The organism is Archangium violaceum, assembly GCF_016887565.1.
GTDB classification, from domain to species: domain Bacteria; phylum Myxococcota; class Myxococcia; order Myxococcales; family Myxococcaceae; genus Archangium; species Archangium violaceum_B.
Window position 1 is genome coordinate 7,257,258 of the sequence record NZ_CP069396.1, and the last position, 15,918, is coordinate 7,273,175.

General features: G+C 68.0%; 11 protein-coding genes. 8 read left to right on the forward strand and 3 right to left on the reverse strand.

Annotated elements, in window-relative coordinates; translation table 11 throughout:
- The first annotated feature begins 230 nt into the window (after nt 1-230).
- Both JRI60_RS53605 and JRI60_RS28770 read left to right on the forward strand, forming a co-directional pair.
- Nucleotides 231-4,073: a CARDB domain-containing protein gene (locus JRI60_RS53605; protein ID WP_239469767.1), complete on the forward strand. Its 3,843-nt coding sequence runs from the start codon at nt 231-233 to the stop codon at nt 4,071-4,073.
- Nucleotides 4,074-4,159: 86 nt separating this feature from the next.
- Nucleotides 4,160-4,465 (forward strand): hypothetical protein, encoded by a 306-nt coding sequence (locus tag JRI60_RS28770; RefSeq protein ID WP_204219085.1) that lies wholly within the window; start codon nt 4,160-4,162, stop codon nt 4,463-4,465.
- A 12-nt stretch (nt 4,466-4,477) separates the two neighbouring features.
- Here the strand turns inward: JRI60_RS28770 and JRI60_RS28775 are convergent, their stop codons facing one another.
- Together JRI60_RS28775 and JRI60_RS28780 are read right to left on the reverse strand one after the other, a co-directional pair.
- Nucleotides 4,478-4,945, reverse strand: coding sequence for a hypothetical protein (locus JRI60_RS28775; RefSeq protein ID WP_204219086.1), 468 nt, complete (start codon nt 4,943-4,945; stop codon nt 4,478-4,480).
- 318 nt (nt 4,946-5,263) lie between these two features.
- Nucleotides 5,264-6,253: a cation diffusion facilitator family transporter gene (locus JRI60_RS28780; protein ID WP_204219087.1), complete on the reverse strand. Its 990-nt coding sequence runs from the start codon at nt 6,251-6,253 to the stop codon at nt 5,264-5,266.
- A gap of 115 nt (nt 6,254-6,368) precedes the next feature.
- On the opposite strand from JRI60_RS28780, the gene JRI60_RS28785 reads away from it, so the two are divergent.
- The 5 genes from JRI60_RS28785 to JRI60_RS28805 all read left to right on the forward strand — a co-directional run bounded on the left by JRI60_RS28785 (nt 6,369) and on the right by JRI60_RS28805 (nt 12,881).
- Nucleotides 6,369-7,952, forward strand: coding sequence for a sigma 54-interacting transcriptional regulator (locus tag JRI60_RS28785; RefSeq protein WP_204229132.1), 1,584 nt, complete (start codon nt 6,369-6,371; stop codon nt 7,950-7,952).
- A 4-nt stretch (nt 7,953-7,956) separates the two neighbouring features.
- On the forward strand, nt 7,957-8,895 hold the full coding sequence (locus JRI60_RS28790) for an alpha/beta fold hydrolase (RefSeq protein ID WP_204219088.1): 939 nt from the start codon (nt 7,957-7,959) through the stop codon (nt 8,893-8,895).
- Between the two features lie 194 nt (nt 8,896-9,089).
- The gene (gene typA, locus JRI60_RS28795) at nt 9,090-10,931 is read left to right on the forward strand and encodes a translational GTPase TypA (protein ID WP_204219089.1); all 1,842 of its coding nucleotides are present in this window, start codon (nt 9,090-9,092) and stop codon (nt 10,929-10,931) included.
- A 173-nt stretch (nt 10,932-11,104) separates the two neighbouring features.
- Nucleotides 11,105-12,472, forward strand: coding sequence for an MFS transporter (locus JRI60_RS28800; protein ID WP_204219090.1), 1,368 nt, complete (start codon nt 11,105-11,107; stop codon nt 12,470-12,472).
- 4 nt (nt 12,473-12,476) lie between these two features.
- The gene (locus tag JRI60_RS28805; RefSeq protein ID WP_204219091.1) at nt 12,477-12,881 is read left to right on the forward strand and encodes a DUF2721 domain-containing protein; all 405 of its coding nucleotides are present in this window, start codon (nt 12,477-12,479) and stop codon (nt 12,879-12,881) included.
- Nucleotides 12,882-12,898: 17 nt separating this feature from the next.
- On the opposite strand, the gene JRI60_RS28810 is transcribed toward JRI60_RS28805, so the two are convergent.
- The gene (locus JRI60_RS28810) at nt 12,899-14,353 is read right to left on the reverse strand and encodes a hypothetical protein (RefSeq protein WP_204219092.1); all 1,455 of its coding nucleotides are present in this window, start codon (nt 14,351-14,353) and stop codon (nt 12,899-12,901) included.
- Between the two features lie 274 nt (nt 14,354-14,627).
- Here JRI60_RS28810 and JRI60_RS28815 point away from each other — a divergent pair, with 274 nt between their 5' ends.
- Nucleotides 14,628-15,914: a hypothetical protein gene (locus JRI60_RS28815; protein WP_204219093.1), complete on the forward strand. Its 1,287-nt coding sequence runs from the start codon at nt 14,628-14,630 to the stop codon at nt 15,912-15,914.
- Nucleotides 15,915-15,918 lie beyond the last annotated feature (4 nt).

Consider the following 15,918-nt stretch of genomic DNA (forward strand, 5'->3'; position numbering starts at 1 on the left):
CCACCGTCCCCGATGGGGAACACTCACTGTTATCGGAGGGAGGCGTCCGCCAGTTGCGCGGATTTTCGTCCGTCCCAGCGGATGGCCCCGCTCCGGCGCTCCTCGAGACACGTTCACCCGGATCGTAACTTTCTGGCAATTCCCCTTGCTCTCTCAAATAACTGTCGGCAATCCTGCGAAAGCTCGAATTAACGAGAACTCAACGAGCGACCATTTCGCGGGGGCCATTCATGAGGGGAAGAGCGGTAAGAGCGAGCGCCATCATCGGGGCACTGGCGCTGATGACCACGGCATGCGGAAAGCCGGGGGCGCAACAGGAAGGGGCCCGGGGAGTCGCGGGCCAGGCCCTGGAGTCGGGTCCTGACTTCGTGGTGAAGGCGGTGAGCGGCCCGGCCAGTGCGAGGCAGGGGCAGTCCTTCACCGCCTCGGTGACGGTGTGCAACCAGGGCACGGAGCCCGACAGCACGGAGGTGGAGTTGTACCTGTCCTCCGACGAGGTCATCACCCCGCCGGTGCCCCCCAATCCATCCGACGACCTGCCCCTGGGGCGCCTCTACACCCACTATCTCCAGCCGGGCCAGTGCCAGACGCTGTCGATGCGGACCTCCGCCGCGACTCCCTCGGATGGCACCTGGTACCTGGGTGCCGCGGCCGATCCGGACAACCAGCGTTCCGAGCTCCTCGAGGACAACAACACCCGGGCGAGCAACCGCATCGGCATTGGCGACAGGCCTGACTTCGTGGTGACTGCGGTGAGCGGCCCGGCCAGTGCGAGGCAGGGGCAGTCCTTCACCGCTTCGGTGACGGTGTGCAACCAGGGCACCCGGCCCGATAGCACGGAGGTGGAGCTGTACCTGTCCTCCGACGAGGTCATCACCCCGCCGGTGCCCCCCAATCCATTCGACGACCTGCCCCTGGGGCGCCTCTACGCCGACTATCTCCAGCCGGGCCAATGCCAGACGCTGTCGATGCGGACCTCCGCCTCGACTCCCTCGAATGGCACCTGGTACCTGGGTGCCGCGGTCGACCCGGACGGTCAGTTCCCCGAGCTCTTCGAGGACAACAACACCCGGGCGAGCAACCGCATCGGCATTGGCGACGGGCCTGACTTCGTGGTGACGGCGGTCACGGGCCCCGCGAGCACTCGGCCGTGGAGCTCCTTCATCACCTCGGTGACGGTGTGCAACCAGGGCACTCGGCCCGACAGCACGGAGGTGGAACTGTACCTGTCCTCCGACGCGGTCATCACCCCACCGGTGCCTCCTGATCCGTCCGACGACCTGCCCCTGGGGCGCCTCTACTCCGACCATCTCCAGCCGGGCCAGTGCCAGACGCTGTCCATGCAGGCCTCGTCTTCTTCGGATGGCTCCTGGTACCTGGGTGCCGCGGTCGACCCGGACAACCAGCGTCCCGAGCTCCTCGAGGACAACAACACCCGGGCGGACAACCGCATCGGCATTGGCGACAGGCCTGACTTCGTGGTGACGGCGGTCACGGGCCCCGCGAGCGCTCGGCCGTGGGACTCCTTCACCACCTCGGTGACGGTGTGCAACCAGGGTACTCGGCCCGACAGCACGGACGTGGAGCTGTACCTGTCCTCTGACGACCTCCTCTCCCCGCGGACCCCCGACTCGCCTCCCGGCGACATGCTCCTGGGCGGCATGTCCACCGACGACCTCCACCCGGGCCAATGCCAGACGCTGTCCATGCCCTCGTCGGCCTCGGTGCCAACGGATGGTGCGTACTACCTGGGCGCGGCGGTGGACCCGATGAACCACCGCTTCGAGCTCATCGAGGACAACAACACCCGGGTGGGTAGCCGCATCGGCATCGGCGACAGGCCGGACTTCGTGGTGTCCGAGGTCTCGGGTCCCGCGAGCGCTCGGCCAGGGGATTCCTTCACCGCCTCGGTGACGGTGTGCAACCAGGGCACCCGGCCCAACAGCACGGACGTGGAGCTGTACCTGTCCTCCGACGACCTCCTCTCTCCGCGGACGATCGACTCTCCTCCGGGCGACCTATTGCTGGGCGGCATGTCCACTGACGACCTCAACGCGGGCCAATGCCAGACGCTGTCCATCCCCGTGTCGACCTGGGTGCCGAGGGACGGTGCGTACTACCTGGGCGCGGCGGTGGACCCGATGGACCACCGCTTCGAGCTCCTCGAGGACAACAACACCCGGGTGGGCAGCCGCATCGGCATCGGCGACAGGCCGGACTTCGTGGTGTCCGAGGTCTCGGGTCCCGCGAGCGCACTGCCAGGGGACCCCTTCACCACCTCGGTGACGGTGTGCAACCAGGGCACCCGGCCCAACAGCACGGAGGTGGAGCTGTACCTGTCCTCCGACGACCTCCTCTCCCCCCGGACGAGCGACTCTCCTCCAGGCGACATATGGCTGGGCGGCATGTCCACCGACGACCTCAACGCGGGCCAATGCCAGACACTGTCCATCCCCGTGTCGACCTGGGTGCCGAGGGACGGTGCGTACTACCTGGGCGCGGCGGTGGACCCGATGGACCACCGCTTCGAGCTCCTCGAGGACAACAACACCCGGGTGGGCAGCCGCATCGGCATCGGCGACAGGCCGGACTTCGTGGTGTCCGAGGTCTCGGGCCCCGCGAGCGCTCTGCCAGGGGACCCCTTCACCGCCTCGGTGACGGTGTGCAACCAGGGCACGCGGGCTTCGAGCACGGAGGTGGAGCTGTACCTGTCCTCCGACGCCATCCTCTCCCCCCGGACCCCCTACTCCCCTTCAGGTGACATATTCCTGAGCTTCGAGCACACCGACGACCTCAACGCGGGCCAATGCCAGACGCTGTCCATCCCCGTGTCGGCCTGGGTACCGATGGACGGTGCGTACTACCTGGGCGCGGCCGTGGACCCGATGGACAACCGCTTCGAGCTCATCGAGGACAACAACATCCGGGTGGATAGCCGCATCGGCATCGGAAATGAGCCGGACTTCGTGGTGACCGAGCTCTCGGGCCCCACGAGCGCTCTGCCAGGGGATTCCTTCACCGCCTCGATGACCGTGTGCAACCAGGGCACGCAGAGCGGCAGCACGGAGGTGGAGCTGTACCTGTCCTCCGACGCCCTCATCACCCCGCGGACGCCCTACTCTCCTCCCGGCGACATGCCCGTGGGCATCGAGTACACCGACTACCTCTATCCGGGCCAATGCCAGACGCTGTCCATCCCCGTGTCGGCCTGGGTGCCGAGGGACGGCGCGTACTACCTGGGCGCGGCCGTGGACCCGATGGACAACCGCTTCGAGCTCATCGAGGACAACAACACCCAGGTGGGCACCCGCATCGGCATCGGCGACGGGCCGGACTTCGTGGTGTCCGCGGTGAAGGGCCCCACGAGCGCTCGGCAGGGAGACCCCATCACCACCTCTGTGACCGTGTGCAACCAGGGCACGCAGAGCGGCAGCACGGACGTGGAGCTCTACCTGTCCTCTGACGCCCTCATCACCCCGCGGACGCCCTACTCGCCGCCCATCGACCAGTCCATGGGCGGCGCGGCCACCAACACCCTCTACCCGGGCCAATGCCAGACGCTGTCCATCCCCGTATCGGCCTCGGCGCCAAGAGAGGGTGTGTACTACCTGGGCGCGGCCGTGGATCCGATGGACAACCGCTTCGAGCTCATCGAGGACAACAACACCCGGGTGGGCACCCGCATCGGCATCGGCGAAAGGGCGGACTTCGTGGTGTCCACCGTGGCGGCGCCCACGCGCCTCCGGATGAGCCAGCAGTTCACGGCTTCGGTCAAGGTGTGCAACCAGGGCACGCTGGATGACAGCACGAACGTGGAACTGTACCTGTCCTCCGATACCCTCATCTCCCCGCCCTCGCCCTACGGGCCGCCCTCGGATCAATTCCTGGGAAGCGTCTCCACCAACCGCCTCAACCCGGGTCAATGCCAGACGCTGTCACTGTCGGTCCAGGCCTCGGCCCCCTACGCGGGAGCCTGGTACCTGGGCGCCGTGGCCGACCCGTTCGACGACCGTTTCGAGTTCTTCGAGGACAACAACACGAAGGCCAGCGCGGTCATCTCCATCACGCCGTGAGCCGGTGACAAAGGGAGGGGCTCGGACCGGGCCCCTCCCTCCTCATGTTGTGCGGCACGCGGGAAGCCGAGTAAGAAAGCCGGAACATGAGGTCCGCCGAGGTCATCATCTTCGAGGGGGCTGATCCACGGGAGTTCTCGCGCGTGGATGCCGTCGCCAGGGAACTGGCCCTGGAGGGCCTGGCCGGATACCCCGGCTTCGAGAGCATGTCCGTCTACGAGGATGCCTCGCTCGGCACCATCCACCTCTTCATGACGTTCGCGACGGAGCGTGACCGCCTGGGTGCGAATGCGGCGCTCGAGCAGCTCTCCCGCGTCGTGGCCCTCGCCTCGGGCGCGAAGAAGATGCGTCGCATCGTCTGCAACGTCTTCAGGGCGCCCAAGCACGTCTGACGGGGCGGAGTCCTAGAACGCCGCGTACCCGGCCAGGGCAATGCGCGCGATCTCGCTCCGGAGCGTGTCTTCCGTCTGTTCGCGCGCCCAGTTCAGGTGGAGCTCGAGGCTGTGGCCTGCTTCCACGTTGCCCGCGATCAGTGCGCCCTGCTTGATGTTCGCGAAGACCTCCTCGAGCCGATACCTGTCCAGCCGGCGAACCTTGCCCATCACCAGATCGACGAGGTAGTCGACCTCGCCGTTCACCACCGCGTCGGTCTGGCCCCGGGCCCAGCGGCGGTGCGCTTCCAGATCCGTGGCCGACCTGCCATCAGCCACCTGCCACGCGTTCTTGACGTAGGCGAACACGTTGGCCCGCTGCTCCTGGGTGATCTCCGGCCCTCCCGTGAGGAACCACGTCTGCGCCCGTGCATTTCCCGTGAAGAAGAACATCACACCCAACACGAGGAGACGCGCGGCGAGATTGCGAAACGAGACCATGATCCATCCTGCTTTCTTGTCTGTATGGGTTACGGGGATGCCGCGCATCGGCCCTTGCCGCCGCGGACGGAAACCCTCCAGAGCATCCGGAGTGCCAGGAGCCTCCGGCCGGGGAAAGCGCCCTGATTCCAGGGGCTTGTGCTCATGGGCACCCAAGAGGGCCCTCGGGCGCGGAGGAGAACGTGCCAGGACTGGCACGCGCACGCCCCTTCCCTCGGGTCACGCCTGTCATGGCGGAGTTGCCGGGCACGGCGCCGCCGCCACCCCGCCTCGAGCGCCAGGAATCCACCCTCCGATGCTCGTGCCCACCGCCCTGATTCAGTGCACCTCGCCCAGATGGGCGTAGGTCTCGCTCTCGATCTGGATGGTGGTGTGATCGATCCCGAACCGGTCGAAGAGCTCGTGCTTCACCGCGGTGAGGATCTCATCGTTGTTGCAGACCATGGGGTCCGCCACCACCAGGTGCGCCGAGAGCGCGTACATCCCGCTGGCGATGGTCCACACGTGCAGGTCGTGCACGTCGCGCACCCCCTGCACCTTGAGCAACAGGTCCTTCACCGCCGACAGGTCCACGTGCGAGGGCACCGCCTCGAGCAGCACGTCCACCGCGTCGCGCACCAGCCGCACCGAGCCCACCACGATCACCACCGAGATGAGCACGGAGATGAGCGGGTCCACCACGTACCAGCCCGTCAGCCACATCACCCCGGCCCCCACCAGCACGCCCACGCTGGAGAGCGCGTCACCCAGCACGTGCAGGAAGGCCCCGCGCACGTTCATCGAGTGCGTGTTGTGCAGGAAGGCCAGCGCCCCCAGGTTGGACAACAGGCCGATCGTCGCCACCACCGCCATGGGCCCCAGCTGCACCGGGGCCGGCGAGCGGAAGCGCTCCCAGGCCTCCACCAGGATGACGACGGTGATCCCCAGCAGCAGCACGCCGTTGAGCAGCGCGCTGAGGATCTCCATCCGGTAGTAGCCGTACGTCTTCTTCAGATCCGCCGGCTTGCCCGAGAACCACAGCGCCAGCAGGCTCAGCCCCAGCGCGCTGATGTCCGTGAACATGTGGCCCGCGTCCGACATCAGGGCCAGGGAGTTGGTGAGGTAGCCGCCCACCGCCTCGGCCACCGCGATGGTGCCCGTCAGCGCCAGGGCGAAGAGCAGCCGACTGCGATCCTTCCTCCGCTCCTCCTTCATGGAAGGCGGCAGACGTTTCGCGGGTTTGCCATGACCATGCCCCCCGCACGCCTCGCCGTGCGCGTGGTCATGGTCATGCCCTGACTCGCCATGGGTGTGAGGAGAAGTAGTCACGAGCGGGTGGTGTGCGAACACTCCTCCACGGATAAACGGCAACCGGCTAGAGTCCAGATACCCCAGTATGTTTCAAGGTTCCACCCCCCCGTTGAACATCCCCAAGGCACGGCAGATGGACCTGGAGAGGCACCAGAACCTGCACACCATCATCATGCTGCGAGAAGTCATTCGCAAGTGGTGGCGTGCGGAGTTGCACCTCGTGGACCGCAACGGGGTGGTGCTGGAGTGGCAGAAGGGCGGAGATATTCCCCCGACCCCCAACGCGTGCTGCCGCCTCTCGCTCACCTCTCGGGAGGGCCTGCGGCGCTGCAACCAGTCGGTGCGGCAGCTGCACGAGCAGTTCCGGGCCAACCGGCGCCTGCGCCGCGCGCTCGTCCACCCGTGCCATCTCCAGTTCAGCCTGGTGGGCGCGCCCCTCTACGTCCATGACGAATACGAGGGCTTCCTGCTCGTGGAGGGCTTCCTGCGCGAGCCGCTCTCGGGGCGAGAGCAGGAGCTGCTCAAGGCCCGCGTGCGCGAGTTGCAGCCGGGAGCACCGGACGTGGAGCGCGCCGTGGAGCGCCTGCCCGTGCTGGGGGACACCAACCTGGAGAAGCTCTCGGACCTGCTCGAGTATGGCGCCAGCGAGATCGCCGCCTACGAGGCCGAGCGCGCCCGCAAGGAGGAGCGCTCCATCCAGGCGCTCTCGCGGGACACCGGCGAGACCTACCGCTTCGAGGACATCATCGGCCGCTCCGGCGCGATGCAGGAGATCTTCAAGCTGCTCGAGAAGGTGTCCAACTCGGAGGCCACCGTCCTCATCAACGGCGAGTCGGGCACGGGCAAGGAGCTGGTGGCGCGCGCCATCCACTACAACGGCCCCCGGCGGCAGGGCCCCTTCGTGGTGCAGAACTGCTCGGCCTTCAACGACAACCTGCTTGAAAGCGCTCTCTTCGGCCACATGCGCGGCGCCTTCACCGGCGCCATGCGCGACAAGAAGGGCCTCTTCGAGGTCGCCGACGGCGGCACCTTCTTCCTCGACGAGGTGGGCGATATGTCCCCCGCGCTCCAGGTGAAGCTCTTGCGCGTGCTGCAGGAGGGCACCTTCCTGCCCGTGGGCGGCACGCACTCGCGCGAGGTGGACGTGCGCGTCATCGCCGCCACGCACAAGGACCTGGGCGAGATGGTCAAGCGCGGCGAGTTCCGCGAGGACCTCTACTACCGCATCAACGTCATCCGGGTGCACCTGCCCCCCCTGCGCGATCGCCGGGACGATCTGCCCCTGCTGGTGGACCACTTCCTGCGCAAGCACCACCGCGAGGGCCAGCGCGCCCGGGGCCTGTCCTCCGAGGCCATGGCCCTGCTCGGCACCTACGCCTGGCCAGGCAACGTGCGCGAGCTGGAGAACGAAATCGAACGGTTGCTGGTGCTCGGCGGCGATCTGGAGTTGCTGCCGGCCGAGCTCATCTCCAGCCGCATCCGCGACGCGGTGACGCCCGGTGGCTCGTCCTTCCTCACCGCTCGCGCCACGGGCAGGCTGCACGAGGCGGTGGAGACCCTGGAGCGCGAGATGATCCACCAGGGACTGTTGCGCACCGGGAACAACAAGAGCCGTCTGGCGCGCGAGCTTGGCATCAGCCGTTCCAACCTTATCTTGAAGATCGCCAAGTACGGCCTCGACAAGGGCCTCCCGCCCGATGCCGAGGCAGACGCCTGAGCCCATGAGCCATTATTTCCGGCAGGACTACCTCACCGTGCCCGATGGGGCCTCGCTGTACTACCAGGTGCAGGGCGAGGGCGAGCCGGGAATGGTGCTGTGCGACGGCCTGGGCTGTGATGGCTTCGTCTGGAAGTACCTGGCGCCCTACCTGGAGCAGCGCTACCGCGTCCTGCGCTGGCACTACCGGGGCCACGGCCGCTCGGGCCTGCCCCGGCAGCGCGAGCGCATCGGCATGCTCTACACCTGTGACGACCTCAACCGGGTGATGGATGCCGCGGGCGTTGACCAGGCCGTCCTCTTCGCCCACTCCATGGGCGTGCAGGTGGCGCTCGAGTTCCACCGCCGCTACGCCGAGCGCGTGCGCGGGCTCGTCCTCCTGTGCGGCAGCTACGGCACCCCGCTGGACACCTTCCACGACGGCAACTGGCTCAAGCGGCTCTTCCCCCTCATCCGCCTCACCGTGGAGAGCTTCCCCCAGCCCGTGGCCCGGATGACCCGCGCCCTGCTCAGCACCGAGCTGGCCATGCAGGTGGCACTCTCCGTGGAGCTCAACCGATCTCTGCTCGCCAAGAGCGATCTCGTCCCCTACTTCACCCACCTGGCCAACATGGACCCGGTGGTCTTCGTCCGCACCCTGGAGTCCGCCTCCCACCACAGCGCCTGGGACCACCTGCCCCACGTGGACGTGCCCACCCTCATCATCGCCGGCGAGCACGACAAGTTCACCCCGGCCTGGCTCTCGCGCCGGATGGCCGCCCACATCCCCGACGCCGAGTTCATGATGGTGCCCCAGGGCACCCATGTCGCCCCCCTGGAGCACAAGGAGCTGGTCGAGCTCCGGGTGGAGCGCTTCCTGCGCGAGCACCTGCCCGCGGCCCCTCCGGCTCCGTCCGGAGTGGAAAAGCCCGAGCTGGATGTCGCCTCTTCGCCTACCCGGTAGGCAGTAAAGCCAGGGGGGCCGCCCCCGTTCGCGCACCTTTCTTCCAGCCACGTTGCAGGTGGAAGACCCACGGCATATAAGCGCCCGCCCTCCGCGTTCCTGTGAGGTTCACACAGGGTCCCCTACGCGGGGCCTGGGCGCCTTTGCCCTTCACGATTTCCTCCGCCGGGAGTGCGCTCCGGCCCGCCTCGCTCATGATTGCCCGAGAGAACATCCGCAACGTCGCCATCGTCGCCCACGTCGACCATGGCAAGACCACCCTTGTCGACCACATGCTCCGCCAGGCGGGCATCTTCCGCAGCAACGAAGCCGTCACCGAACGGGTGATGGACTCCAACGACCTCGAGCGCGAGAAGGGCATCACCATTCTCGCGAAGAACACGGCCGTCACCTACAAGGGAAAGCAGATCAACATCATCGACACCCCGGGTCACGCGGACTTCGGTGGTGAGGTGGAGCGCGGCCTGCGCCTGGTGGATGGCGTCATCCTCCTGGTGGACGCGGCCGAGGGTCCCCTGCCCCAGACGCGCTTCGTGCTCAGCAAGGCGCTGGGCATGGGCCTGAAGACGGTGCTCGTCATCAACAAGATCGACCGCCAGGACGCCCGTCCCAAGGAGATCCTGGATCAGGTCTACTCGCTCTACATCGACCTGGGCGCGGACGATCAGCAGCTCGAGTTCCCGGTCCTCTATACGATCGCCCGCCAGGGCCAGAGCTCGCCCTCGCTGGAGCAGCCGGGCAAGAGCCTGGAGCCGCTGTTCGAGGCGATCCTCTCGCACATCTCGCCCCCGCCGGCGCCGACCCAGGAGCCGCTGCAGCTGCTGGTGGCCAACCTGGACTATGACGACTACGTGGGCCGCCTCGCGGTGGGCCGCGTGCAGGCCGGCCGCCTGACGCCGAACATGCCCGTGGCGGTGATGCGGGACGGCGGCAAGGTGGAGCAGGGGAAGATCGTCAAGCTCTACGGCTTCCAGGGCCTGAAGCGGACGGAGATCCCGGACGCGGGTCCGGGAGAGATCGTCTCCATCGCGGGAATCGAGGCCATCTCCATCGGCGACACCATCGCCGACGTGGAGAAGCCGGTGGCCCTGCCGCGCATCACCGTGGACGAGCCCACGATGATGATGATCTTCAAGGTCAACGACGGGCCGCTGGCGGGCAAGGAAGGCAAGTACGTCACCAGCCGCAACCTGCGCGAGCGCCTGTACCGCGAGGCCTACCGGAACGTGTCCATCCGCGTGGAGGACACGGAGACGCCGGACGCCTTCCGCGTGGTGGGCCGTGGCGAGCTCCAGCTGGCGGTCATCATCGAGACGATGCGCCGCGAGGGCTACGAGCTGACGGCGTCGAACCCGGAGCCGGTGACGAAGACGATCGACGGCCAGGTGCACGAGCCGATGGAGCTGCTCTTCTGCGACGTGCCCGAGGGCAGCGTGGGCGCGGTGACGGAGCGGCTGGGGCCCCGCAAGGGCCGTATGACGGACATGGCGCAGCTGGGCGGTGGGCGTACGCGCCTGCAGTTCCGGATTCCGGCGCGTGGCCTCATCGGCTTCCGCTCGGAGTTCCTCACCATCACGCGGGGTGAGGGCATCATGAGCAGCCAGTTCGACGGATACGAGCCGTGGTTCGGCTACATCCCGAAGCGGGCCAACGGGGCGATCGTGTCCGACCGCCTGGGCGAGACGGTGCCGTACGCGCTGTTCAGCATCCAGGAGCGTGGCCAGCTGTTCGTGGGAGCGGGCGTGACGGTGTACGAGGGGATGATCATCGGCGAGCACGCGCACCCCTCGGAGCTGAACGTGAACGCCTGCCGCGAGAAGAAGCTGACGAACATCCGAGCGGCGGGCCGCGACGAGAACGTCATCCTGACGCCGCCGCGCGAGATGGGGCTGGAGAAGGCCCTGGAGTGGATCGCGGACGACGAGCTGGTGGAGGTGACGCCGAAGTCGGTGCGCATGCGCAAGAAGGCGCTGAGCTCGGGCGAGCGCTACCGTGCGGATCGCGATCGCAAGCGCGAGGAGCGCGGCGAGGCGTAACCCACCCCTCTCCCACCGGGAGAGGGACGGGGTGAGGGTACCGGACTCAATGGGGTTCCGGTCACCCTCTCCCTCTGGGAGAGGGCCGGGGTGAGGGTCTACGGGCCCCCACTCGCGGCCCTCTTGGCGTTAAAAGGTCCACGAGACACACCGCCACCCTGGGGAACGAGGAAATGGAAGCAACCGATGGGCTGCCCACGCCGCGCAGATACTGGGCGATCTCCGCCATCGTGCTCGCGATCACCATGGCCGTGCTGGACGGAGCGATCGCCAACGTGGCGCTGCCGGCCATCGCGAGGGATCTGCGCGCCTCACCGGCCGCGTCGATCTGGGTGGTGAACGCCTACCAGCTGGCCATCGTGGTCTCGCTCCTCCCCTTCGCCTCGCTGGGGGACATCGTGGGCTACCGCCGGGTGTTCCAGTCGGGCCTGCTGGTGTTCACGCTGGCCTCATTGGGGTGCGCGCTGTCGGGCTCGCTGGTGGGATTGACGCTCGCGCGAATCCTCCAGGGCTTCGGAGCGGCGGCGATCATGAGCGTCAACGCCGCCCTCGTGCGCTTCACCTACCCGAATCGACTGCTGGGACGGGCCATTGGGATCAACGCCCTGGTGGTCGCGCTCTCCTCGGCGATCGGTCCCACGGTCGCATCGGCCATCCTCTCGGCGGGGTCGTGGCCCTGGCTGTTCGCGATCAACCTGCCCATGGGGTGCATCGCCCTGCTCATCGCGAACCGGGCGCTGCCGCACACCGAGCGCTCGCGCCACCCCTTCGACCTGACGAGTGCGCTGCTCAATGCCGTGACGTTCGGTCTGCTGATCATCGGCGCCGAGAGCATGACGACCGGCTCGCGCCTGGGCGCCCTGGCACTGGCCGGAGGCCTCGCCGCGGGGGTGGTGCTGGTGCGGCGGCAACTCTCACGGACCTCGCCGCTCGTGCCGGTGGACCTGCTGCGGATCCCGGTCTTCGCCTTCTCCGTGACGGCCTCCATCTGCTCCTTCTCGGCGCAGATGCTCGCCTTCGTCTCCCTTCCCTTCTACTTCCAGGATGTCCTGGGGCGCAGTCAGCTGGAGACCGGACTGTTGATGACGCCCTGGCCGGTCGCCGTGGCGGTGATGGCGCCCATCGCGGGACGGCTGGCGGATCGCTTCTCGGCGGCGATCCTGTGTGGTGTGGGCTCGGTCATCCTGTCGATGGGGCTGACGCTGCTCGCGCTGCTGCCGCCGCATGCGGCGAGCAGCACCATCGTCTGCGGCATGGCGCTCTGTGGCGTGGGCTTCGGGTTCTTCCAGTCACCGAACAACCGCGCGATGATCTCCGCGGCGCCGAAGGCACGAAGTGGCGGCGCTGGCGGCATGCAGGCAACGGCCCGGCTCCTGGGACAGACGTGCGGCGCGACCCTGGTCGCCGTGGCCTTCAGGACTTCCTCGAGCCATGGGCCCACGGTGGCCCTGGGGGTAGGTGCTGGCTTCGCGGCCACGGCGGCCGTGGTCAGCACCTTCCGTCATCATCGGCAGGTCGACGTCCAGGTGACAGGCAGGTAACGCCATGGAGCTGACGCTCACTACCCCCGGGCTGCTCTTTCCAACGGTGTCGTTGCTTCTCCTCGCCTTCACCAACCGTTTCCTCGCCATCGCCGCGCTGATCCGGAACATGTACGCGCAGTACAAAGCAAACCCCGATCCGCTGCTCCTGCCGCAGATCGAGAACCTGAAGATCCGCGTACGGCTCATCCGCGACATGCAGTTCCTGGGCGTCTCCAGCCTGTTTCTCTGCGTCGTGTGCATGCTCCTGCTCTTCGCGGGAATGACGCGAGCGGGAGAGTACGTCTTCGTCGGCAGCCTGCTGCTGATGCTCGGCTCGCTGGCCCTCTCCATCTGGGAGATCCAGATCTCCATCCGAGCGCTACAGATTCAGTTGGGGGATCTGGAGGTAGAAAAGCAGAGGAAGTGAGGAGAGGGCCGGCCCGCTCAGCGCTTGGAGCCTCCGTGCAGCCGCAGGTTCTCCCGCCACAGCTCGGGGGTCCACCCATCCCGCTCCATGCGCTCGCGGCGTGCCTGGGGAATCTCCTCCCAACGAAGCCGCTGCTCCTGCTCGGGCAGGGCCCCGAAGAGCGTGCCGTGCTCCGTCGAGGCGACGTCCCGCGCACGCTCGGTCCGTGCCCCCTGCATGCCGAAGCCCAAGCCCAGCTTCACCTCCCCGTCCTCCCCCAGCTTCCGCCCGAAGCTCACGCCGCCTCCGAACGTGCCCTCCTTCTGGTTGAACTCGGCGTAACCACCGAAGCCGCCCCCCGCCGGCAGCTCCATGCGCACGCTGCCCTCCGAGTCAGCGCTGATCCCCACTGACATCGGGTCCGTCTTCCCCAGCGACTTCGGCGCGTGTTCCAGCCCCACCGACCACTTGGGCTCCCCCGACTCCGAGAACTCGGCGCCCACGTTGACGACCCCTTTGGTGATCTCCGCGCCTCCCTTCGGCGACCATTTCATCTGGCCATCCTGGGTCAGGGTCATCTCCGCGCCGGCCTTGAAACCCACGCCCGCGATCTCGGCCTTGAGCTCCACCTCGGCCTTGAACCAGAAGGAGCCCGGCCTCAGCCGGCCACTGAGATCCGCCATGCGCTTGGACACGGCGTCATAGGCGACGTTGCGCGTGTCGTTCCCGGGGACGCGGCTCCAGCTCTCCCGGAAACGCTCGGCGTCCGGATGGGGATGAACCAGGCCGTCACTGACCTTGGCGAGCGCCACGGGCTCCCCCAGTGCACGGATCTCCAGCAGGCTCTTCGCCCGCATGACCTGCTCGGAGTACCGCTTCACGTACGCTTCATGGGCGTCGTGATAGGTCCTCTTGGCCATCCGGTTCGACTCGTGGACGAGCTCTCGAACGCACGAGGGCAGCCTCGCATCGTTCCTGTGGATGGCCGGAACATCCGGTGGAGCGAACGGCGCTGGCGGCGCCTTCCTTCCAGGCTCGCTCGAGATGTAGCCCTTGCGCTCGGCTTGGAGCAGGAAGGCCGAACGCGCCTCCGGCCCCATCCGCTCCGCGTACTTCGCGAGCAGCCCGTCCTTCTCCATCCGCGCCAGCGTCCGTGCGTAGTCACCCGCGGGCAGCTTCTCCAGGTGCTCGTGCACCCCGCGCACGTCCGCGTCCGTGATGGCCCAGTCCTTCCAATCCGTGTGCAGGCGGGTCCGGACGTCCGCGTAGGCCGCCGTCAGTCCTCTCCCATCCTCCGAGGGCCCCGCGCCCGGCATCCATGCACGCGGCTGTTCCACCGGTCCTCGATACGTCTCGACCTGATTCTTCTGGGCCGTACCGGCCGGGGTCTCCTGCCTGCCCGACACCCGGGAGGGTGAACCTTCCGACTCCGAGTGTGGGACCGTCAGGTCCGTGGCCAGCGGGTGGGACTCGCGCCGCGATACCGAGCTCATTCTTTCGCCTCCGAGAGAAATGCCGGTGCGAGCCCTGTGCAATGCCGGCTCCACCGCCACTTCACTCGGAGCGCACGGTGCCCGCTCCCGCGTCCCCGTCCCTCGGAGGGGATAGCTGTCTCACCGAGTGGACAGGTCCCCTACCTCTGATTCCACCCCCTGGAGCAGCAGGTGGACCCCCGGCATCTACCTCCCGGGTGTCGCACTCTGTTAGAACGTAAGGGCCGGTACCCCCGAGACCGCGAGCGCGAGGCCCCCCAGGGAGCGCACACCCATGGACGACACCTGGCTCAACTGCCCCCACTGCGGACTCAAGCACCGTCCAAGGGCCCAGGGCCTCTGCCCCCGCTGCGGCCGGACCTCGAGTGCCTCCCGCGCGTCCGCCACGTCCATCCCGGCCATTCCGGTGGCCCCCAGCATTCCCGTGGCCCGGGCCGCTCCGGCCAGGTCCTCCGTGTCCGTGCCCCGCGCTTCGGCCCTGGAGCACGTCCCCACCGTGGAGCACATCCCTCCGATCCCGCTGGAGCACCTCCCCACCCGGGAGCACCTCCCCTCGCTGGAGTCCGCTCCGGCCCGGGAGCGCACCCAGCCCGAGGCCCAGCCCCAGGCCGATTCCTCCAACACGGGCGTGCTCCAGCTCGGCGGCGGCATCCTGCTGCTCAATGCGGTGCTCCACCTCTTCGAGTTCCTCTTCCTGCCCTCGGTGTCGACGGATGCGTCGCTCCGGGCCGCCCAGCTCGCGGGGACGCTCGTCGGCGTGGGCCTCGACCTGCTGCTCGGCGTCAGCTTCCTCCGCGGCAAGGGCCAGCTGCGCACCCTGGCGCTGATCCGGCTGGTGGTGGGCATGTTCCTGTTCGGAGGCATGAGCCTCTACCAGGCCCAGTACCTCTTCACGCTCGTCGTGGTCGCCTTCTCCTGCGGCGTCCTGGTGCTCATCTGGGGCAAGCCCTCCGCCTTCCTCGCCGGTGTCGGCCTCACCGCCGTGCTCCTCGGCGTGGTCGTCGAGCTCTTCGGCTTCCACCGGCTCGCCGAGACCCAACCCCTGGCCGACCGGGCCAGGATCGCCCTGCGGCCGGACCTCGAGGGACGCCGGCTCGGGGAGGACGTGTCCATCGTCGGAGACCGCCACGCCTACAAGCTGCGCGTTCCCTCCGACGGCTGGTACCGCCGCAAGGCGGAGGTGGCCCGCGTCTCGGACTCCCACATCGACCTGTGGTTGACCCAGCCGGATGGGAACGCCCACCTCTCGGTGTCCGTGCGCGACTGGAGCGACTCGAACGCGGCGGACCTGCGCGAGGCCCGAGACGAGGCACTCGAGGGGCTCAAGCGCCAGTACCCCGGCTTCCAGGTCAGTGAGACCTCGGACAACGGCACCCGGCTCGAGGACCCCACCATCGCCACCCTCAACGGCGGCGCGACCCGGAGCGGCCAGCCCTTCCTCTTCGAGGTGTCACTCCACAAGGCGGGTAACACGCTCCTGCGGGTCACCGCCTTCGCGCCCAGCGGCAGCTTCGAGGCGCTCCACCTGCGCGGAGCCACCCTGGGGCTGCGGGCCAACTAGCGCT